We start from the raw sequence: 20517 nt of genomic DNA on the forward strand, positions 1-20517 counted from the left end.
CGATGAAGGAATCTGATTGGATTGATATTTCACAACCATTAAATAATGATATTGCGACATGGCCAGGAGATACGCCATTTTCATACGAAGTATCATGGGCAAAAGAACAAAGTGGATCTGTTAATGTTGGAAAATTAACGATGAGTATTCATACGGGTACGCATATTGATGCGCCATTTCATTTTGATAATAACGGAAAAAGGGTACTAGATTTAGATGTTAATGTCTATGTTGGTAAAGCTCGAATTATAGATGTATCAGGTATCGAAAGTATTGGCGCAAAAGAATTAGAAAAATTCCCTTTAGATGGGGTAGAGAGGTTATTACTTCGGACTTCTTCGCATGGGAATGCACAGGAATTCCCGCAAGTAATTCCGTATTTACGTGCTGATATTGCACCATTTCTTTCGGAAAAAGGCATTCGATTAATTGGAGTGGATGTACCTTCTGTAGATCCGCTAGATGATAAAGAATTAGCGGCACATCACCAATTATTTAAATATGGTATTCATATTTTAGAAAATGTTGTATTAGACCATGTACAAGACGGAGATTATGAACTGATTGCCCTGCCACTTGCATTGACAGATGCGGATGGGAGTCCAGTTCGAGCTGTAATAAGACCACTATAAGAGCAAGCAGATGATGCATAGAAGGGATGTTCATTTTTATGAAAGAAAATGAAAAAGTAATTATGGAAAAGGGAATTCATACGGATTTTAAAGAAAATATGACATACGGAGAGTACTTACAATTAGATAGTTTGCTAGGAAGTCAAAAAAGGTTATCTGATCATCATGATGAAATGTTGTTTATTGTCATTCATCAAGCGAGTGAACTTTGGATGAAGTTGATTTTACATGAGCTTAGTGCAGCGATTGAATCTATTCAAAATGATAGGCTGGCTCCAGCTTTTAAAATGCTTGCGCGCGTTTCAAAAATTCAATCGCAAATTATTCAATCTTGGGATATTCTTGCAACGCTCACACCATCTGAATATATTGAATTTCGTGATTCACTCGGCCAAGCATCAGGATTCCAGTCTTATCAATACCGTATGATTGAGTATGCGCTTGGTTATAAAACACCTCATGCATTAAAAATTTATGAAAAAGATCCAGAGTTACATGCTCGTTTGCATAAAGCGCTTCATTCACTAAGTCTTTACGATGTTGCAATTCAGGCACTTGTAAAAGAAGGGTTCCCAATCAATCCAAATGTTTTAAATCGTGATATTACACAGCCTTATGAAGAAGATGCGACAGTTGAAGCTGCATGGTTAGAGGTGTATGCTGATGTGAAGAAATATTGGGATTTATATCAACTGGCAGAAAAATTAATCGATATTGAAGATTGGCTCCAGCAGTGGCGCTTCCGTCATATGAAAACAGTAGAGCGAATTATTGGACATAAAATGGGAACAGGTGGATCATCTGGTGTTTCTTATTTAAAACGTGTTCTTGATCAACGCTTTTTCCCAGAACTTTGGAATGTGCGGACGAAGTTATAAAGTAAAGATTATATAATTGTTAGTACATCACTTATTGAAGCGTGGTGTACTTTTTTCTTTGTAATTATGTGTAAAAAAGATATCTAATAACACGGTAATTCACATTATAAATCGCATACCTAATAACAAACAAAAACGCCCAGACATATATCATTCTGAGCGTTGATTTATTATTTCGCTTATTCAGTTAAAGCACCCGTTGGTTTAGTAAACTATTTTCATTTCAGGCAATATTGTTTTTAACTCCATTAAGTCATTTATCACCAAATCAGCCTGAGCAAGTTCATCTTCTTGTGCAAAATCAAAATTACATCCAATTGCAATTAAACCATTATCTTTAGCTGCATTTATATCAGATAGACGGTCTCCAACTACCGCTGCCTTTTTTATGTCATATTTTTTTATAATTGTTTTAACTAAATCTCCTTTATCGAGTGTTCGTATTTGTTGAATACTAAATGTTTCAGTAACCCAATTATCCAAATTATAATAACTCACAATTGCTTGTAAATATTCCGTTAAACCATTACTCGCTATGTAAATTGAACAATTATTTTCTTTTAAATAACGGAAAACTTCCTTTACATTAGGATATAAAGCACCTTTCCCACTTCTTATGTTTTCAACTAATCTTTCCAGAAAATAAGCATCCGTTTGTTCTCTTACTTCATTGGAATGATTAGGTAACAAAGCTTCCCAAACTTTTGGTAAAGGTACACCCATAATTTCACGGTATTTATCAATGGGGGTTACTGTATCCCATAAATTTAGTGACCGTAAATGGTTAAAAGTATCATTAAGTGATAATTCTAGAATTTTTTCTGTTTGAAATAGAGTTCCATCCATATCAAAAATCAGTGATTGTAACATTACTTTCTCTCCCTTTTTACCATTGCTGAATAACTTCTAAAGTTTAACATAAAGACAGAATAACTTAACCAATCCCTATTCAACTAATCTGACTCATCAGTTTAAGTACAAATTCTCACAATCTTTATATACATTTTAACATAAATTTACAATGACCTTTCTCTTTTTTCAAAAGATTTTAGAAATAACATAGCATTTAACAATAAAATTAACACCATAATTCAAACAATGACAATGACTATTGTCACGCTGTTATTTGGTATGCTATTTTGTACTTATTTTCCTTGGAAATATTGTTACATCAATGAAAAAAGCATACCAATTCGTATGTTATTAAGTGTTTTTCCACGAAAATGAAACTACTTAGTATGAGTGATCATGTCTTATATCTATAGTATATGTTTGCCACACGTGAAATTGGATATTTTTTAGAAAGTACATAGAAATAGAAATATTTATTTGATTTGAGTAGAATAGTAAAAACAGACAAGAATAGTATACATTTGGAGGAATACATATTGGATTTTTACAAGTTGGAAAATCAATTTATGAAAAAGAAAGTGAATGCATTTCTCGTATATCAACAAGGTGAGTTAACAACAAAATATTATAAAACAAAAGAATGCGCACACAATTTATATAAAATTAATTCTATCACGAAAAGTATCGTATCAATTTTAATCGGTATAGCAATAGATAAAGGCTACATAAATGATATACATACGCCTATAGCAAAATGGATTCCCAATGTACCGAAAGAAAAGAAGGAATTAACCATTTATCACTTGTTAACAATGACAACTGGTGAAGAGTGGAAGGAGTTTGGAAATGGAGTTGTATTTCCAAATAATTTCGTGGAATCAGATAATTGGATAAATTATATTTTGCAGAAGCCGTTAATGGAAGAGATAGGGGCAAAAATGAACTATAATTCAGGCTCTTCACATCTGTTAAGTTATATACTACAAGTTGCTACTGGAAAGACAACGGAGCAGTTTGCAAAGAAATATTTATTTAATCCTTTACAAATTACCGAATATGAGTGGCAACAAGATCCTCAAGGTATTTATGTTGGTGGATTTGGCATGAAAATGAAAGCGGAGGATTTGCTAAAAATAGGATTATTATGTCTACAAAATGGATTCTGGAGTGGAGAAAAGATTGTATCCTCAAGTTGGATTGAACAATCGAGTAAGGCTGTTTTTTTAACATATGAACATGTTGGAGCATATGGTTATCACTGGTGGGTATTAGACAATGAAAGATTTCACATACCGTATTGTATATATTTTGCTATGGGATATGGAGGGCAATACATTATCATCATTCCGAAATTAGAACTTGTAGCCATTATAAGTAGTCAAATGCCTAAGCGTGGATTAGTACCATTAAAATTATTTATAAATCATTTACAAGAGAACGTTAATCATACATAAATAGAAGGAGAGTATAGTTTAGCAAGAAGTGAAAGTTAAATAGTAATAAAAAAGAGGGAATCGAGATGATTTCCTCTTTTTTAATCCCGCTATTCGCTGACAATAAGATTCTAATGTCAAGAATCAAAGAAACAACAGAAGATAAGTGGGGAAATAAAAGCCTGTAAAAGCTTGGTTAGTTGAACATTATCTACTGCTCTTTTGAAATGTAATCTTCAAAAACTTCTCCGTTCTTGTATCAAACTCTACATCAACAAAAACACCATATTCCTTTCCATCTTCACGCAGCCATAATTTGAATTTTTCTGTTGTTATATTCACTGTCTTCGGTTTTCTTCCAATATGAAGGTAATCAATAATTTGCGCTTTTGGATAGTTTTCTTTCGTTTTTTCTACCGCAAGTTTACCCCATTTTGCATATGGTGGTTGTGCGTGAACAACTGATGAATGAGTATATGTATTGCAATATGCTGTAACAAATACAATTCCTAATACAAAACATGCAAAAATACGCTTCATAATAAACTCCTTTTAGCCGTTTTTCTTATTGTGTACATGCAGTCTAAATCATATAAGTTTGGATTTTTTTGTCTTCTTTACATAAAAGCGTTTTATTTACAAAACATAACCATGAAATCATCACTGCAAATAAGGAGGGAAATATATGCGTCATACAGTTATTTTTAAAATACTGATTTTGTTTGTATTAATCGGTATATCTGTAATTGTAAGTAGCGGGCAGACAAGAAATGTCCAAGCCTTTTCTAATCAGGTGATTCAAAGAGGTGCCTCTGGAGAAGATGTCATTGAACTACAGTCTCGATTGAAATATAACGGATTTTATACGGGAAAAGTAGATGGTGTATTTGGTTGGGGTACATATTGGGCACTAAGGAATTTTCAACAAAAGTTCGGTTTACCTGTAGATGGCTTAGCGGGGGCTAAGACGAAGCAGATGCTTGTAAAAGCGACAAAGTATGAGAAATCAACTGCTAATAAAGGGAACACGGGTGGACAAAGTAATAAGCCAGCCCAAAATAAAGGTACAAATGTGCCAAATGGTTATTCACAAAATGATATTCAATTAATGGCGAACGCAGTTTATGGTGAATCCCGTGGTGAACCATATTTAGGGCAAGTTGCAGTTGCAGCAGTTATTTTGAATCGTGTGACAAGTGCATCATTCCCGAATACAGTATCTGGAGTGATTTTTGAACCACGTGCATTTACAGCAGTTGCTGATGGACAAATTTATTTAACGCCAAATGAAACGGCGAAAAAAGCTGTATTAGATGCTATTAATGGTTGGGATCCTACTGGAAATGCACTGTATTATTTCAATCCAGATACTGCAACGAGTAAATGGATTTGGAGTCGACCACAAATTAAAAAAATCGGCAAACATATTTTCTGTAAATAGAGCGGAGGTGAAGAAATGTTAAGAGGTATCGTAATTGTATTGTTAACAATCGGCGTAGTTGGAACAGGGTATTGGGGTTATAAAGAACACCAAGAAAAAAATGCGGTGTTAATTCGAGCAGAAAACAGCTATCAGCGTGCGTTTCATGATTTAGCGTATGAGGTTGATTTATTACACGATAAAATCGGAACAACACTGGCAATGAATTCACGTACATCTTTATCACCGGCATTAGCGGATGTGTGGCGTTTAACATCGGAAGCTCGTTCTGATGTAGGACAACTACCTTTAACATTAATGCCGTTTAATAAAACCGAGGAATTTTTAGCGAATATTGGTGATTTTAGTTATCGCACTGCCATTCGTGATTTAGAGAAAGAACCTTTAAACGATCAAGAATATAAAGCGCTTCAAACTCTATATTCAAATGCTGGCAACATTCAAGATGAGCTTCGAAAAGTACAGCATCTCGTTTTGAAAAATAATTTACGTTGGATGGATGTAGAACTTGCGCTTGCGTCAAATAAAGATCCAGCGGATAACACGATTATTGACGGGCTTAAGACGGTTGAGAAAAATGTAACAGCCTATTCTTCAAATAATTTCGGTCCAACTTTCACAAGCATGCAAAAGGCGAAAAAAGGCGGCTTTGAAGCAAAAGGTAAAGCGATTTCAAAAGATGAAGCGGCAAAAATAGCAAAATCATTTTTAAATTTAAAAGGCAATGAAAAAGTAGAAGTTGAGAAAAGCGGAAAAGGTGCTAAAGAATCATTTTATAGTGTGAAAATTCAAGATCCTGAAACAAAGAATGAATTTTATATGGATATTACCGAAAAAGGTGGATATCCAATATGGGTAATGAATAACCGTGAAATTAAGGAACAAAAAATTAGCTTAAATGACGCAGGAAGTAAAGGATTAACTTTCTTAAAGGACCATAAGTTTACCAATATGGAGCTCTTTGATAGTTCACAGTACGATAATATTGGTGTGTTTACGTACGTTGTGAATGAGAATAATGTGCGTATTTATCCAGAAGCAATTCAAATGAAAATTGCTTTAGATGATGGATCAATTGTTGGTTTTTCAGCAAAAGAATATTTAGCATCACATCAAAAACGCACCATTCCAACTGCAAAATTAACGGCTGCTGATGCAAGAAAGAAAATCAATCCAGATGTAAAAGTAATGGAAGAACGCAAGGCGGTTGTTGTAAATGATGTGCATAAAGAAGTATTGTGCTATGAATTTGTCGGGACATTAGGAAAAGATACGTACCAAATTTTTATTAATGCAAATGACGGAACTGAAGAAAAAGTGAAAAAGATGCAGGCTGTCGAAAAGATTTATGATTAAACATCAATGATAAAGTGGTGAAAATGATGAAAATCCTTATATATATGCTTATGATTTGTTTTGCTATCACAGGGTGTAGTGTAGGAAAAAAAGAGAATGCTCATGAAAAACCAGAACAAAAAAATGTATCTATGCGAAATGTTAGCTATACAAAAGATAAAACAAAACCGAATGAAAAAGTGGCAGATCATTTAGCCTCTTTAGCTTCTAGTATACCAGGTGTAAAAGATGCGACCGCAGTCGTTATTGGAAAATATGCTGTTGTTGGCATTGATGTAAAGGCAAAACTGGATCGAACTCGTGTAGAATCAATCAAGTATTCTGTCGCTGAAAGCTTAAAACATGATCCAAATGGTGCAAATGCAGTTGTTGTAGCGGATGTTGATACGTATGAACGATTAAAGCGAATGGGGAATCAAATTAAGCACGGAAAAGCTGGCGAAGGAATTCTTGATGAACTTGCTGCAATTGTTGGACGTGTTATGCCACAAGTACCAAATGATATGATTGAAAATAAAGAAACGAATCCGATTAAAGAAAACGACAAACAGTTACCAAAAGATGAAGAGAATGAATTAAGAAAAGAACAAGAAGATCAATCAAATAATCATCTTAAAAGATAACAAAAACATCTCGTGCTATATGGCGCGAGATGTTTTTGTTAATTATTAATATTCAGTTTATCAAAAAGGGAATATATGGTTTAATAATAATTAGGAAGTTACGACAGATCCACCGTGTATAAAACTATATAAAACCATCTGAAAATGATGAATAAAAAACATAACAAAGAAGGAGGTTTATCCTGGTTTCTCTGCGATATATTACATTTAGATATGCTTGGGTATCATTTTTAAACCAGAGATAGTTGTAATGATGAAAAATAAATGCGCACTCATAGTTTGTGGTCTTAGTCTGTGTGTGATTTTTGGTATGACAGCGTGTGATAAAAAGAAATAAAGAAACAAACAACAACTTCTTCAACTGTCACAGAAAAAAAGAAGAGAGAAACAATTGATATGAATATTTTCTCACAAATAAATGAAGAAATGATATATAACGAAGTAAAAGAATTAATAGGATTTGAAGGGGATTTACTTATAAATCAAGGTAATGAAAATTCATCAAACTATAAATAAACTTTTGCCTGGAAAGGAAATCCACCACAATCCTTTGCTGAGATTACCTTTTTAGATGGAAAAGTACGTTCTAAGTCACAGCAAGGTTTAAGTTAGTAATTAGAAGAAAAGGGGAAATAAAAATGAATTTGCAAACAGAAGATATTCAGCTTATTCCATATGATGAAAAATATAAAGAAATTATAGACGCATTTATTTTACCTAGTGAACAAATTCAATTTACAGCAAAACCAAGTGACTTGCTTGAAAAAGCTAAAAAAGACACAACTCGAAATGTTGTTGTTATTTTAGCGAATCATACACCAGTAGGAATTTTCGCATTACAATCAGGAACGAGGGTAGCAGAATACACAGATAATCCCAATGCTTTACTTTTAGTTGCCTTTTCTATCAATTACGAGAAACAAGGAAAAGGGTATGCAAAAAAAGGATTAGCCTTATTACATGACTTTGTAGCATCCTATTTTCCGAATAAAAATGAAATTGTACTAGCTGTAAATGAAAAAAATATTCCTGCTCAAAAGCTGTATTTAAAAGTAGGATTTGAAGATAGAGGTCAAAGAAGAATGGGCCCAATTGGAAGGCAGCTTGTTTTATATTTACCATCTTGATAATTCACCAAGTATACGTGCGACCGAATGTAGATGGTCTCCAAAAGGAAAAGAGACGCTGCGTAGTGTGGTAATATCAATGATAGCTATTTTGCGTAATAACTGTTATGAAATTGATTATAAACATTACCGGCTTATTGATGAACTGGACCAACATTAGAACAAGTTTGTAAAAAATATGAAGAAGAAAGAGAAGGCATTCCTATGTAAGGGAATGCCTTCTCCTATTATGTATACCTTTATTGATATCGTTTCGAAACAACGAATTCTACAAGTGGAATAACAATGAATGAAGAACAAAGCGCTATAAATAAAGGGAGATTTTGAATATTATCAAGCGAATATAAGGTAGAAAATCCTTCTGACCAAATCAATAAAATAAACATAATAACGACTAATACAAAATATCCAATTTTGAAACTTTTATATGTAATTTGTTGTCCCATTTCATCTTGACTTTCTTCTGACACGCTGTTTGGATCTCCCCATGTCATATGATTTATTAAATAACTAATTATTAAAGAAGCTCCAAAAATAGTCCCTCCGAGAATGGCTCCTTCGGTCGTATATTTGTATGCGCCATGTATGAGTATTCCAAGTAATGATAGTATAATAACTACGAAAATAAACTTATTCTGATTCATCGTATTCACCTCTTTATAAGTGTAAAAAACTCTTTACACTTAATAGTATAAAAATGACAGGGAGTAATGTTAAATATATTTTACATAAATAGATAAATTTATGAAAATTAATTATTTATTTCTCAGTTTAGAAATAAACATTAAAAAACAGAAAGGAAAAAGATTTCTATTTGGTTTGAATGTTAAAGTTATTATTTGCATATATTTGGAAGGGATGTCAGATTAAATTGGGGGGTAAATATGTCCATACTTTTAAAAGCGGGTGCAGACGCTGGAAATAACGGTTTAAAGTTAATGGTGAAAGGCCAAAATCCGATTTATATTCCAAGTATATATTCACTGTATATTGGGGAACCGACAGGCTTATTAGACGAAGAGGATGTACCGATATCTGAAGTGGAAAATCATATAGATGTGACGATTAATTCATCTTCACTCATGTTGAATAATGTACGTTACATTGTTGGGCAAAAGGTTATCAATGATCAGTTGAAAGGGACAGAAGTAGAGAAGAAGTCTAATAAATCTACAGATGAATTAATGGTTCTAACGATTTTATCAGGTTTAGCAATTAGCGCTATGCGTCATAGTCCGAAATTAGATCATATTAATATTCGTTACGATTTATCAGTTGCTCTTCCAATGCAAACTATTACGCAAGAAATCGCAGCAGAAAACGCTAAACGTTATATGGGAAATCATAAAATTATTTTTCATTATCCAAATGGAAGAGATGTAACGATAAATATATCCATTGAGTACTGTAAATGCTTACCAGAAGGGGCGTCTGGGACCTGGGGGATTGTGTACGATGAGGAAGGTAATATTTTAAAACATAAAGTTGCAAGTGAAAAAGATGCTATTACAGAGATTGATTTTGTGGATAAAACATTATTATCTTTTGATATTGGTGCGGGTACAACTGAGGAAGTTGTTTCATTTGGAGTGAATTTTAGACCGCAATTAAGTAAAGGATTGTCCTATGGAGTTAAAGAAACTTTATTGCAGATTATTACAAGATGGAATCGGAAGCATCCGACAAAAACAATAGATAGTATTACAGAGTTTAATCAAATTTATTTAAATGAGAAACACCCAAGGCATGCAATGCTAGTAGAAGAGTCACAACAGGCATTTCTAGGATTAGCTGCACGAGTTGCAACGGATATTATTAATAAAATTGATGATATGAAAGATGATCCGTATGTATTTATCTATGGCGGGGGCGCTGTCATCATTAAAAACAGTTTGCAACTTATTTTAAAACAAAAAGGTCGTTTAAAAAATGTAATATTTGTAGATAACCCTCTATTTACAAATGCACGTGGATTATTAGTTTACACATGTTCACCACGGTATAGAGAACATAAACAAAAAGAATTGGGATTTACGAATTTAACAATTAGTTAGTTGGTGTGAGTATGGGGCGCAAGCGGTATAAGCGTGGTGATCGGGTAAAAATCCATTTAAATAAATCTGTATCTTCTGAAATGATCGCATGGATTAATAAGCAATCTGATGTAACAAAATTTTTTTTATACGGTGCCCAGCAATTGTTTAAACAAGTAGGCGATATTGATGTATCTAAAACTTTACCTAGCAGCTATGTTTTTTCCATGTATATTGAACCTACTTCTATGTTTAAATTTGAAGTAAATCCTCTTAGAAAAGTGTCAATGGAAAAGAAAGGACCTGCCGAATGTGTAGAAAATAAATCTTGGGAATTTATTGATCAAATAGATTGTCCCTTCTTTTAAAACATATAAAAGTATATCTAAAGCCTACCACTGTAAATATGATTAAGTGGTAGGCTTTTTTTGCCCATTAATCATGCGAAATTCAAACCGAAAGTACGGAATATTTTGAAGGTAAATGGATGTTTATTAAAATAAAAAAATAAGGAGGGAGAATTTTGAAAGCGATTCTTCATAACAAAGGTCATGATACTTTTTTCCTTGTCTAATGTACTCTATTCGATTCATTTTTTTACCTGCGATTTCTTATGATTAAACTGATAAGTTGGACACCCTTTAACCTGTGTTTTTATTCGGAATACGCCACCAGCATATGGATAAACTTCTAATTGATCTTGGTTCATTCTTGTCCTAGCAGTAGTAATATATAATTCTGTTAAGTCAGGTCCTCCAAATGTACAGGAAGTTACATTGAGTGCAGGAACAGGAACTGTTAGAATTTTTTCGCCAGTCATTGGATTCCATCTTGTGATTTTAGCACCGCTCCAATGTGCAATCCACAAACAGCCTTCCTCATCAATTGTCATTCCATCAGGTAATCCTTCACTATTAGGAATAATAATGATATCTATTGGGTTACTAATTGTTCCAGTGTGTATATCATAATCAAAACGAGTGACTTTTTTAGTAGGTGTGTCAATGAAATAAAGATACCGCTGGTCGGGTGACCAGGCTAAACCATTGGATGTATTTACATGTTCTAATTGCTTTTTTACACTAAAATCAGTATCCAAGAAATATAAAGAATCAGCTGCGCTGACTCCATATAAATCGGTAGTGCCAGCCCAAAAGCGACCAGCGGGATCGCACTTTCCATCGTTAAAGCGATTTTCTGGCAGGTGAGACTCCGGGTTATGAATAAGTTTTAATTCCTCTGTTTCAAGATTAAGAGAATGGAAACCACGCTCCATTGCTAATATAACTCCGCCAGATGCATCTTGAACGACACATCCAATTTGTTGGTCTAATGAAATTTTACGATTTATATTTGTAATAGGGTTATAAATGCATACCTTTTTCCCTAAAATATCAACCCAGTATAATATTTGCTTTTCTTCATCCCAACAAGGGCCTTCTCCTAAGTTTGCTTTAGCATCGATAACTAATTCTAATTTTCCTAACAATGTATTTTTCTCCTTTCTATAAAGATAACCTATATATATTCGATGAAAATGGTAGCAAACCCTTTAATTTGGAGAAATTTGACAACGATAACATTATAAATTATTATATGGAAAATAACTTATAACAAAAGTGGCAATGAAGAGAAGAGTAGTTAAGAATGATTGCATACAGAGAACTCCGGTAGCTGAGAAGGAGGGGTAAAAATCTTAATGAAAAAAGACTTGGAGCTGCGCATAGAACTAACTTGTTTAGGGATAATGCGACGGGTTCTCCCGTTATAGAGATAGGGTATAAGCAAATGATTGCCGTACCTGAAGAGATTAATATGGTGACATATTAATAAACTGAGGTGGTACCACGAAGTGAACAACTCTCGTCCTCAAGATGAATAATCTTGGGGGTGGGAGTTTTTTTGTTTTGAAAAGGAAGTGGAAGAGTAAATAAAAAATTAATAAGAGGTGAATTATATGCACTGGGCATATCAAATCGCGCATGAACTTATTCAAAAACATCCAAATAAAGAGACGTTTGTATGTGCATCCGGAATTAGTCCTTCGGGGTCTGTTCATATTGGTAATTTTCGAGAAATAATAACGACATATTTTGTTGTAAGAGCACTTCAAGATTTAGGAAAAAAGGCACGATTTATATTTTCATGGGATGACTACGACCGATTTAGAAAGGTTCCGAAAAACGTTGATTCATCATTTGAGAAATATATTGGTATGCCATATTGTGATATTCCAGATCCATATGGTTGCCATAAATCGTATGCAGAGCATTTTGAAAAAGAATTTGAAAAATCAGTAGAAACTTTTGGTATTGATGTGGAGTTTATTTATCAACATGAAGAATATAGAACTGGGAGATATAATCAACATATACTTCAAGCATTAAAAAGAAGAAAAGAAATCTACGACGTATTAATGAAATTCAAAACGAGTGAACCATCTGAAGATGAGCGGGAGATTTTTTATCCAATTACGCTATATTGTGAGCAATGCGGGAAAGATTCAACAAAAATAACAAATTTTGATGAAACATCGGAAACAATCCGATATGAGTGTGCATGTGGGAGTCATAATGTATTATCAGTAACGCAAACGAGTCACATGAAATTAAATTGGAAAATTGATTGGCCGATGAGATGGATGATAGAAGATGTGATTTTTGAACCGGGTGGGAGAGATCATTCAGCCGAAACAGGTAGTTATAATGTTTCAAAGGAGATAGCTAGTAAAATTTTCAATTATGAGGCACCGAATTATGTTGCCTATGATTTCATTGGAATAAAAGGTAATAATCAAAAAATGTCAAGTTCTGCCGGGAATATCATTACTCCAAGTGAATTATTAAATGTGTATTTGCCGGAAGTCATTCTATTTATGTTTTCAAAATATAAACCAAATGCAGCATTTCATATTGGTATGGATGAGGATGTGATTCGGAATTATACTGAGTATGAAAGATATAAAGAAGGTTGTCAAAATAATAAGTTAAATAATGAAGAGTTCCGTGATGTAATTAGGCTTTCCGGCGTTAGTGATGAAAATGCCAGCTTACCAAAATTTAATCAAATAGCAGGCGTCTTGCCATTAGTGAACTTTGATATTCATATTTTACAAGAGATATTAGCGAAAGTGGATGCAGATTATAGCTTGATTGACATTATGAAAATAAGTAATCGTGTGGAATACTGGATTCGAAATTTACAACCGCAAAAAATGATTGAAGTAAATAAAGAAAAGAATTGGGAGTTTTACGAAACATTGGAAGAGGTACAGAAAAGGTGGGTTTTAGAAGTTTGTGAAATAGTTCCTACAAATGCGGATAGTCCAAAGATAATGGAACAGATATATGAAATTTGTCATAATGAAAGTAAAAAGATAATGAAAGAGAATCAAAAATTACTTTTTAGAATCATTTATAGACTTGTTATCAATCAGCCAAGTGGTCCACGGATACCGTTACTTATATCTGTAATAGGTGCCGAGAAAATAGTGTCCTTATTGGATTTTTGTAACTAAGTAGAGTAGAATACTAACTCAAACACAAATTATATTATCAAGCTGTGTTTGAGGTGATTAATAGTATAACTAAGAATTCAAGGACTTGTATATGCGCGTCCTTGAATTCTTAAGGTTGTAACTAATAGAATGTGGTGAATTTTATAAAGTTATTATCGCGTATACATTTTCGGGCATTCATCCCCGATTGGTTCATAAAAACAATGGCTTTTAAATTGCCCTGCAAATGGTTGATTATACCATTCCGGTGGACAAGCACCAGTCGGCCGGAAATACCAAAGGGACCATCTTGCTGGCCAGCGCCATTCACCTTGTAACACACGTCTTGCAATTTCTTTTTCTGAGTCACGAGCACGTTGATAAAAATATCCGTATTGTACAGCTTCAAATCCACCTGGAGTTTGATATACCGCATCACTTACGGTACGTAATTGTTTAAAGTCTAAGCAGTCACAAAAAACGCGGTTTACTACAACGCAGCCGACAAGCTGTTCGCCTTGTCTACCTTCACCTTCAGCCTCAGCACGGATTAAGCGTGCTAATAAATCGACATCGCTTTCATTATAAGGAATAAGAGCCATATTAGTTCCTCCCTTGTAGAGGTGGTTATAGTAAAGGTTATGTAGGAAAATGAGTGTGGTGCTTTTACAAATGTGTTTTAAGAATAGTTGGCTTATAAAAGTGTTTGATTATTTTCTGTCTGTGTTGAATAAGAAAAGCATTGTTTCTTTCGCTGTGTTAACTTTAGTAAAGAATGTTGTCTTAACAAGGAGGGGATATGCAAGTGTAAAGTTTTTATTATTAGTCTGATTATAAATCACCATAGCATACTCCAAGTTCTAAGGTTTTATTTTATTAATTTCCCTATACAAACTACCCCGTTGGATCGATTCCCATTCATTGTTGTATATTCCACTTTCTCATATGCCAGCTGTTTAAAACCCTTCATCCAGCACTTTACTTGTTCTTCATTATGATGGCGTAAAATGGCTCCGTCAGGTAATTCAAATACACCGTATATATCATATTTTTGATAAAATTGGTCGTATCGCTTTAAATTACGATTGTCCTGATTTAATAGAAAGTCATTAATATAAATTATTCCATTAGGTTTTAAGACTCTCTTAATTTCATCTAAAATCGCTCTTTGTTCTTCGTCACTATGAATACAAGTTAGTACTGCGAATAAAAGTACAGAGTCAAAATAATTATCAGGAAATGCTAGGTTTCTATTTTCAATGACACTAAAATGAATCCCCATATCGTCTAATTTTGCCCTTTTAATCATTTCTTCTGAGAAGTCAACGCCATAAAGATTGGTAAACTGTGTTTTTCTTAACTTACGCAATGTTCTTCCATATCCACATCCATAGTCTAAGATACTCGCTTCTTGTTTTACATGTGTTTGAAACAAATCAAATCGAAAGGGAGTTGTAAATTGTTTTTCATGTGCAACCTCGTTCCAATATTGTTTTTGCTGTTTCATTAGTTAACTCATTCCTTTCTTATAATTTTCATTTGATTATAGTACTTGCTTTAAGAAAAGAATAGACTTCCAAAATACTGCATTTTTTGATATAAGAAATTTGAATATAAAAAAATAATATTTAAATTAACTTATAACAAACTTGTATTTTAAAAGGGAGGAAAGATGTAGAAGAAGCATCCCTTTTACTATACCGCATCTTACATCATATCCATCCTTTTTCATCAGCGATACGAATGGCTTGAAATCTTGATTCAGCTTCAAGTTTTTGAATGGAAGATGATAAATAATTTCTAACAGTTCCGTTTGTTAAATACAATGTTTTACCGATTTCTCTCGTTGTCAATCCGTTTTTAGCCATACGGAGTATTTCCATTTCACGGGCAGTTAGTGGGTTATCTTCCTTTAAAAACAGCGTAGCAGCTAGGTCTGTACTTACTACACGTTCACCATTCATTACTTTATGAATCGCGTCAATAAGAAATTCAATTGGTTCGTCCTTTAGTAAATATGCTTCTACTTTTGCGTCCATCGCTTTTTGTAAGTATCCTGGACGAGCAAAAGTTGTAACAATCATTATTTTGCAGGGATGTCCCATAGTTCTTAATTTTTCTGCAATTTCCAGTCCAGTGATGTCAGGAATCTCGATATCAAGAAGACACACATCGGGTTGTTGTTTTGTAATAATGTTCCAAGCATCTAGCCCATTTGAAACTTCTGCAACCACTTCAATGTCCTCTTCTAGTTTTAATAGAGAAACGAGGGCTCCGCGAAGCATTTTTTGATCCTCAGCAATTACAATACGAATCATTTTACTGCCGCCTTTCTTGTATCGTTTTACAAGGTTAATTTGTTTCTATTAAGTTTGTTGAAATAGGTATCTTTAAAATAATCGTTGTGCCGTTGTTTCTTAATGTATGTATATCTACTGTGCCATGTATCATCTTCATTCGTTCCCGAATTGATTGAACTCCGAATCCAAGTGGCTCATGTTGAAAGCCAATTCCATCATCGTTTATTTTTATTTGAAACCATTTTGTATCCATTTCTTGAACGATTGTACAATGGTTTGCTTGGCTATGCCTTAGAATATTTGTAATGGCTTCTCTTATAGAGAGAGCAACCATTGTTTCCGCAACATTTGATAGCAAAGGTGCGTTTCTGTTTGCATTAGTCGTAAATTGGATACCGGCTGTATGTAATAGCTCACGTAGATGATTTAATTCACTTTCAATCGATATATATTTCATATCAGTAACTAGTTCACGTACTTGTTTTAATGCGAAACGTGATGTGTCTAAAATATCATTTAATTCTTGTTTTGCTTGTGGTGGATCCTTTTCTATCAATCTTATTGTCAGTTCACTTTTCAGTTTAATCATTGTTAATGTTTGCCCGAGTGTATCATGAAGGTCTCTTGCAATGCGGTGTCTTTCTTCTTCTTGAATATATCTTTCAATTTGAGAGTTTGCGGCGCTTAGCTCCTTTTGTAAAGATTTTGCTTTTTCCCGGATATGGATGACAAATGGTTGTACAAGTTGAAGAATAAAGGCAAGAAGCAAAGAAGTTTTTAATATGTAAAAAGGGTGACCAAAGGTATACCAACTAACAAGAAAAAACATCATTGCGATGCCTACTGTACCGATGCCGATATACAATTTAGATTGGGCTCTTCCTAATAAATTCCCGATGACAAAACCATAAAAAAGTAGCCATGATTCGATGAATATTGCAAGTAGTGCAAATAATAAGCAGCTACATAAACTGGAAAGGAGAAGGCGCCAATCTTTATACCACAATTCGAAGTAAAAAGATAACAAAATGAGCAATAAAAGAACAATTTTTAAGAATAAGTTAATGCTCGTTTCTGCTCGAATTACATTGTAAATTAAAAGAACAATAAAAATAATATCTAAGTATAAGTACTTTTCGATTTGATCGTGTGGATAAATTTTTTTAAACATTCTACTTTCCTCCTACAAAGAGGGAATAAGGCTTTGTAATAAATCCTATTTCAGGGTAAAGCCCACAAAATCTTAAAAGTAACGATTCTCAGTGGAAATGGTGAAGTCCCACTAAGAATCGCTTTTACTTAATTAAACCAGCTGTGTATCTTCTGGCAGCCTCCATTGGTCCGTACTTAAATCTATTCAGCCAAAATGTTGCGAAGTAAATTTCAAAGAAACAGATACAGATCCAAATAAAGACAATCGATAATGAGTTCAATTTCCCACCAAGGCTGAAGCCCCAACCATAAAAGAGAATGGAAGAAAGAATATTTTGAAGAACATAACAACTAAGAGACATCTTTCCTACATTTTCAAGGCGTTGCCATAACCAAAAATGTTCAACTCTTTCTATCATTTTAGCAATCAATGCAATATACAAAATAGAAAGGAAAGGTGCAAATAAATAACGAGCTGGTAAATCGAAAACACCACCTGGAATAAAGATTAATAGATTGAGAGGGATGCCAATCATAATACCGATTTTAAACATTTTTGTGCGAATTCTTTTTCCATTTTCATCAGGGGAGAAAGCGCCAGCGCGCATAAGACGTATCCCGAATAAGAATAAGAAAATATTCATTGGGATAACAAAAATTACTTCCAGTCGATTTGCGATAAAGTTTGTTAGTCGATAATGGATTTGTTCAAACCAAGTTCCATCACTATAAAGAGCTATAATTTCATTAGCGTTACCTAGTGAAATGTTACCTCCTATGAATTTTAAATACATAAATATAGAAAGAATGACAAGCATAGCAGCTCCGTGAAAGATACCAATCATTTTCATAGCGCGATTAATCCATTTGTCACCACGTTTAATAATAAAAGCAACAATAATTGCGGTTATTCCATAGCTCATTAAAATATCATATTCCATAACCAAAGTGAAATGAATGAAACCTTCTAATAAAAGTATAAAAGAAGTCCATAGGTAAACGCCAGGCCATGTATTGCCTTTGCGTAAAGATTGTTGATATTTCAATTCAAGTCCTACACCAAACATAATTGTTAATAAACCGAGAAGTTTACCGTTTACTAAAAATAAAACGAACAGCCGAATAAAATCATTAAGTGATGTCCACCAAATTGCATGATCGAACGTAAAGATATAAGAAATATCCCCTAGATATGCAAAAATCCAAATATTCGTACCAAGTGTTCCTAACACAGCAAAGCCCCTTAATATATCAAGCAAACGAATTCTTTTGTTGTTAGTTCTCATTATTTTCCTCTTTTCTAATGATTTTGTCATTATTGTATCTTTAAAAAGGAATGTTTTGTATGCACAGGTGTCAGTTAGAGCAAATGACACCTGTCATATAGGCGAAAAAATGAAGTGTTTAAATCGTCATGCAATGAATTCTTAAAAATAAGTAAGAAAAAATATGGTAGTATATGCTTACGTAGAGATTATAAGAAAGGAATGGAAACATGGTTAAAATTATGATTGTGGAAGATGATCCTAAAATTGCGAAATTATTATCTTCTTATATCGAGAAATACGGGTATCAAGCAATTGTTATTGTTGATTTTCAACGTGTATTAGATATTTTTTTACAAGAAAAACCAGAATTAGTGCTACTAGATATTAATTTACCAAGTTTCGATGGATATTATTGGTGCAGGCAAATCCGCGCTATTTCTACGTGTCCTATTTTATTTATTTCAGCTCGTGAAGGAACAATGGATCAAGTGATGGCACTAGAAAATGGTGGGGATGATTATATTCCAAAGCCGTTTCATTATGAAGTTGTAATGGCAAAAGTTCGTAGTCAACTAAGGCGTGCATATGGAGACTATGCACCAAAAATAGAAGAACGAATGATTGAACAGCAAGGGCTTACTTTGTTTCCGGAGCGTTTAGTATTACAATTACGTAATCAAGAAATTGATGTAACAAGAAATGAAGCGATTTTGTTAGAAATGTTAATGAAAAATTATCCGCGCGTTGTAAGTAGAGAAGTGTTATTGAACAAACTTTGGGATAGCGAATTATATGTTGATGATAATACACTAAGCGTGAATACAACGCGTGTTCGGAAAAAATTACAAGCATTAGGTATTCAAGGGGCAATTGAAACCATTCGTAGTGTCGGTTATCGATTACATATAACATGGGAAATCGGTGGAGAAAAATGATAAAACTATTTATACGTGAGCATATTCCGCTTCTATGTTTTACAACTTTCCAGCTCATCGCCATTTTTCTTGTTTATTGGTTTGATGGCTATCGTCATATGACAACTGCGCTTTATGCAATGTTTTTAGGATTATGTTTTTTGCTTGCGTATTTACTATATCGCTATTTTACGCATAAGTCTTTTTATGAAAGGTTAGCAAATCCGATGCAATCATTAGATGAATCTGTACAAAAATCAGATTTTGCAGTCCTGTCTATTGCGTTACATGAGTTATTAGAAGTACAATACCGTCACTATCAGAATCAGTTAAAAGTGCAGGAACGTAAAAATGAGGAGCATTTAACTTTTATGAATCAATGGATTCATCAAATGAAAACACCTTTATCTGTTATTGAATTGATTACACAAGATGAAGTTGATTCTAGATTTGAGAGTATCGGTGAAGAAGCAGATAAATTAAAAAAGGGATTAGAAATGGCTCTATATGTGGCACGTCTAGAAACGTTCACACAAGATTTCTACGTAGAAAGAGTGCAATTATACAAGTTGGTAAATGAAGTAATACATGAACATAAGCGCTTTTTCATCCGGAATTTTGTATATCCAGAAGTTAATATTGAAAAAGACATCATGGTAGAAAGTGATGTGAAATGGCTTCAATTTTTAGTTGGTCAAATTCTATCTAACGCAATTAAGTATTCAGCGGGCAGTAGAGAAAAAATTATAATGGAAGCATATAACGTAGACAAGACTGTCATCTTAGAAGTAAGGGATTTTGGAGTAGGTATACCAAAACAAGATATACCACGAGTATTCCAACCGTTCTTTACTGGAGAAAATGGCAGGGATTTTAAAGAGTCTACAGGAATGGGACTATATCTTGTGCATGAAATTGCAAAACATTTAGGTCATAAAGTAGAAGTGCATTCTGAAGTTGGAAAAGGGACAACTGTACGAATTATTTTCTATATCTCATAAAAAGCTGATGA

Annotated in this window: 21 protein-coding genes, 1 pseudogene and 1 other annotated feature; of the genes and pseudogenes, 13 read left to right on the forward strand and 9 right to left on the reverse strand. The window is 33.6% G+C overall.

Annotation, left to right across the window (positions count from 1 at the left end; genetic code table 11):
• Nucleotides 1-2 precede the first annotated feature (2 nt).
• Both kynB and kynA read left to right on the forward strand, forming a co-directional pair.
• Nucleotides 3-632: an arylformamidase gene (gene kynB, locus ORL93_RS03370; protein ID WP_006095014.1), complete on the forward strand. Its 630-nt coding sequence runs from the start codon at nt 3-5 to the stop codon at nt 630-632.
• 38 nt (nt 633-670) lie between these two features.
• Complete coding sequence (kynA, locus tag ORL93_RS03375) at nt 671-1510, forward strand: tryptophan 2,3-dioxygenase (protein ID WP_097793735.1); 840 nt, start codon at nt 671-673, stop codon at nt 1508-1510.
• 204 nt (nt 1511-1714) lie between these two features.
• Here kynA and ORL93_RS03380 read toward each other — a convergent pair whose 3' ends face one another.
• Nucleotides 1715-2380, reverse strand: a complete 666-nt coding sequence (locus ORL93_RS03380; protein ID WP_018780588.1) for an HAD family hydrolase — start codon at nt 2378-2380, stop codon at nt 1715-1717.
• Between the two features lie 518 nt (nt 2381-2898).
• Between ORL93_RS03380 and ORL93_RS03385 the strand changes: the two genes are divergently transcribed.
• The gene (locus tag ORL93_RS03385) at nt 2899-3816 is read left to right on the forward strand and encodes a serine hydrolase domain-containing protein (RefSeq protein ID WP_265958605.1); all 918 of its coding nucleotides are present in this window, start codon (nt 2899-2901) and stop codon (nt 3814-3816) included.
• Nucleotides 3817-4002: 186 nt separating this feature from the next.
• On the opposite strand, the gene ORL93_RS03390 is transcribed toward ORL93_RS03385, so the two are convergent.
• A complete protein-coding gene (locus ORL93_RS03390; RefSeq protein ID WP_003204562.1) occupies nt 4003-4335 on the reverse strand; it encodes a DUF3889 domain-containing protein in 333 nt (110 codons plus the stop codon).
• 145 nt (nt 4336-4480) lie between these two features.
• Between ORL93_RS03390 and sleB the strand changes: the two genes are divergently transcribed.
• From sleB to ORL93_RS03415, 5 genes and pseudogenes are all read left to right on the forward strand, one after another.
• Nucleotides 4481-5236 carry a spore cortex-lytic enzyme gene (gene sleB, locus ORL93_RS03395; protein WP_003204560.1) on the forward strand — a complete coding sequence of 252 codons (756 nt, stop codon included), beginning with the start codon at nt 4481-4483 and terminating at the stop codon, nt 5234-5236.
• 15 nt (nt 5237-5251) lie between these two features.
• On the forward strand, nt 5252-6592 hold the full coding sequence (gene ypeB, locus ORL93_RS03400; protein WP_265958606.1) for a germination protein YpeB: 1341 nt from the start codon (nt 5252-5254) through the stop codon (nt 6590-6592).
• A gap of 26 nt (nt 6593-6618) precedes the next feature.
• Nucleotides 6619-7215, forward strand: a complete 597-nt coding sequence (locus tag ORL93_RS03405) for a YhcN/YlaJ family sporulation lipoprotein (RefSeq protein ID WP_018780585.1) — start codon at nt 6619-6621, stop codon at nt 7213-7215.
• A 253-nt stretch (nt 7216-7468) separates the two neighbouring features.
• Nucleotides 7469-7827: pseudogene (locus tag ORL93_RS03410) on the forward strand (hypothetical protein).
• Between the two features lie 26 nt (nt 7828-7853).
• Nucleotides 7854-8342, forward strand: a complete 489-nt coding sequence (locus ORL93_RS03415; RefSeq protein ID WP_018766012.1) for a GNAT family N-acetyltransferase — start codon at nt 7854-7856, stop codon at nt 8340-8342.
• 239 nt (nt 8343-8581) lie between these two features.
• Here ORL93_RS03415 and ORL93_RS03420 read toward each other — a convergent pair whose 3' ends face one another.
• Nucleotides 8582-8986 (reverse strand): hypothetical protein, encoded by a 405-nt coding sequence (locus tag ORL93_RS03420; protein ID WP_097793737.1) that lies wholly within the window; start codon nt 8984-8986, stop codon nt 8582-8584.
• A 240-nt stretch (nt 8987-9226) separates the two neighbouring features.
• Here ORL93_RS03420 and ORL93_RS03425 point away from each other — a divergent pair, with 240 nt between their 5' ends.
• Both ORL93_RS03425 and ORL93_RS03430 read left to right on the forward strand, forming a co-directional pair.
• The gene (locus tag ORL93_RS03425; protein ID WP_003204545.1) at nt 9227-10396 is read left to right on the forward strand and encodes a ParM/StbA family protein; all 1170 of its coding nucleotides are present in this window, start codon (nt 9227-9229) and stop codon (nt 10394-10396) included.
• Between the two features lie 11 nt (nt 10397-10407).
• Entirely contained in the window at nt 10408-10743 is a 336-nt protein-coding gene (locus ORL93_RS03430) for a hypothetical protein (RefSeq protein ID WP_006095004.1), read from the forward strand.
• A gap of 221 nt (nt 10744-10964) precedes the next feature.
• Here the strand turns inward: ORL93_RS03430 and ORL93_RS03435 are convergent, their stop codons facing one another.
• Entirely contained in the window at nt 10965-11864 is a 900-nt protein-coding gene (locus ORL93_RS03435) for an SMP-30/gluconolactonase/LRE family protein (protein ID WP_265958607.1), read from the reverse strand.
• Between the two features lie 127 nt (nt 11865-11991).
• Nucleotides 11992-12249, forward strand: a binding site (T-box leader).
• 83 nt (nt 12250-12332) lie between these two features.
• Between ORL93_RS03435 and lysS the strand changes: the two genes are divergently transcribed.
• Nucleotides 12333-13892, forward strand: coding sequence for a lysine--tRNA ligase (gene lysS / locus ORL93_RS03440; RefSeq protein ID WP_265958608.1), 1560 nt, complete (start codon nt 12333-12335; stop codon nt 13890-13892).
• Between the two features lie 152 nt (nt 13893-14044).
• On the opposite strand, the gene ORL93_RS03445 is transcribed toward lysS, so the two are convergent.
• From ORL93_RS03445 to ORL93_RS03465, 5 genes are all read right to left on the reverse strand, one after another.
• The gene (locus tag ORL93_RS03445; RefSeq protein WP_003204532.1) at nt 14045-14473 is read right to left on the reverse strand and encodes a cell wall hydrolase; all 429 of its coding nucleotides are present in this window, start codon (nt 14471-14473) and stop codon (nt 14045-14047) included.
• A 266-nt stretch (nt 14474-14739) separates the two neighbouring features.
• On the reverse strand, nt 14740-15378 hold the full coding sequence (locus ORL93_RS03450) for a class I SAM-dependent methyltransferase (protein WP_265958609.1): 639 nt from the start codon (nt 15376-15378) through the stop codon (nt 14740-14742).
• 205 nt (nt 15379-15583) lie between these two features.
• On the reverse strand, nt 15584-16189 hold the full coding sequence (locus ORL93_RS03455) for a response regulator transcription factor (protein WP_265958610.1): 606 nt from the start codon (nt 16187-16189) through the stop codon (nt 15584-15586).
• 34 nt (nt 16190-16223) lie between these two features.
• The gene (locus ORL93_RS03460) at nt 16224-17342 is read right to left on the reverse strand and encodes a sensor histidine kinase (RefSeq protein ID WP_265958611.1); all 1119 of its coding nucleotides are present in this window, start codon (nt 17340-17342) and stop codon (nt 16224-16226) included.
• A 124-nt stretch (nt 17343-17466) separates the two neighbouring features.
• Nucleotides 17467-18609 carry a DUF418 domain-containing protein gene (locus tag ORL93_RS03465; protein ID WP_033798905.1) on the reverse strand — a complete coding sequence of 381 codons (1143 nt, stop codon included), beginning with the start codon at nt 18607-18609 and terminating at the stop codon, nt 17467-17469.
• 209 nt (nt 18610-18818) lie between these two features.
• Here ORL93_RS03465 and ORL93_RS03470 point away from each other — a divergent pair, with 209 nt between their 5' ends.
• Both ORL93_RS03470 and ORL93_RS03475 read left to right on the forward strand, forming a co-directional pair.
• Nucleotides 18819-19526, forward strand: coding sequence for a response regulator transcription factor (locus ORL93_RS03470; RefSeq protein WP_265958612.1), 708 nt, complete (start codon nt 18819-18821; stop codon nt 19524-19526).
• On the forward strand, nt 19523-20506 hold the full coding sequence (locus ORL93_RS03475) for a sensor histidine kinase (RefSeq protein ID WP_141556411.1): 984 nt from the start codon (nt 19523-19525) through the stop codon (nt 20504-20506). The genes ORL93_RS03470 and ORL93_RS03475 overlap by 4 nt, the downstream gene beginning before the upstream one ends.
• Nucleotides 20507-20517 lie beyond the last annotated feature (11 nt).

It is taken from the genome of Bacillus sp. DHT2, from assembly GCF_026241455.1.
Lineage (GTDB): Bacteria > Bacillota > Bacilli > Bacillales > Bacillaceae_G > Bacillus_A > Bacillus_A pseudomycoides.

Excerpts from the sequence above, each read along its gene's own strand:
- ORL93_RS03455 (WP_265958610.1), bottom strand. The coding sequence starts at position 16,189 with ATGATTCGTATTGTAATTGCTGAGGATCAAAAAATGCTTCGCGGAGCC.
- ORL93_RS03475 (WP_141556411.1), top strand. The coding sequence starts at position 19,523 with ATGATAAAACTATTTATACGTGAGCATATTCCGCTTCTATGTTTTACA.
- ORL93_RS03450 (WP_265958609.1), bottom strand. The coding sequence starts at position 15,378 with ATGAAACAGCAAAAACAATATTGGAACGAGGTTGCACATGAAAAACAA.
- ORL93_RS03460 (WP_265958611.1), bottom strand. The coding sequence starts at position 17,342 with ATGTTTAAAAAAATTTATCCACACGATCAAATCGAAAAGTACTTATAC.
- ORL93_RS03430 (WP_006095004.1), top strand. The coding sequence starts at position 10,408 with ATGGGGCGCAAGCGGTATAAGCGTGGTGATCGGGTAAAAATCCATTTA.
- ORL93_RS03425 (WP_003204545.1), top strand. The coding sequence starts at position 9,227 with ATGTCCATACTTTTAAAAGCGGGTGCAGACGCTGGAAATAACGGTTTA.
- sleB (WP_003204560.1), top strand. The coding sequence starts at position 4,481 with ATGCGTCATACAGTTATTTTTAAAATACTGATTTTGTTTGTATTAATC.
- ORL93_RS03445 (WP_003204532.1), bottom strand. The coding sequence starts at position 14,473 with ATGGCTCTTATTCCTTATAATGAAAGCGATGTCGATTTATTAGCACGC.
- kynB (WP_006095014.1), top strand. The coding sequence starts at position 3 with ATGAAGGAATCTGATTGGATTGATATTTCACAACCATTAAATAATGAT.
- ORL93_RS03465 (WP_033798905.1), bottom strand. The coding sequence starts at position 18,609 with ATGAGAACTAACAACAAAAGAATTCGTTTGCTTGATATATTAAGGGGC.
- ORL93_RS03470 (WP_265958612.1), top strand. The coding sequence starts at position 18,819 with ATGGTTAAAATTATGATTGTGGAAGATGATCCTAAAATTGCGAAATTA.
- ORL93_RS03390 (WP_003204562.1), bottom strand. The coding sequence starts at position 4,335 with ATGAAGCGTATTTTTGCATGTTTTGTATTAGGAATTGTATTTGTTACA.
- kynA (WP_097793735.1), top strand. The coding sequence starts at position 671 with ATGAAAGAAAATGAAAAAGTAATTATGGAAAAGGGAATTCATACGGAT.
- lysS (WP_265958608.1), top strand. The coding sequence starts at position 12,333 with ATGCACTGGGCATATCAAATCGCGCATGAACTTATTCAAAAACATCCA.
- ORL93_RS03420 (WP_097793737.1), bottom strand. The coding sequence starts at position 8,986 with ATGAATCAGAATAAGTTTATTTTCGTAGTTATTATACTATCATTACTT.
- ORL93_RS03415 (WP_018766012.1), top strand. The coding sequence starts at position 7,854 with ATGAATTTGCAAACAGAAGATATTCAGCTTATTCCATATGATGAAAAA.
- ORL93_RS03405 (WP_018780585.1), top strand. The coding sequence starts at position 6,619 with ATGAAAATCCTTATATATATGCTTATGATTTGTTTTGCTATCACAGGG.
- ORL93_RS03380 (WP_018780588.1), bottom strand. The coding sequence starts at position 2,380 with ATGTTACAATCACTGATTTTTGATATGGATGGAACTCTATTTCAAACA.
- ypeB (WP_265958606.1), top strand. The coding sequence starts at position 5,252 with ATGTTAAGAGGTATCGTAATTGTATTGTTAACAATCGGCGTAGTTGGA.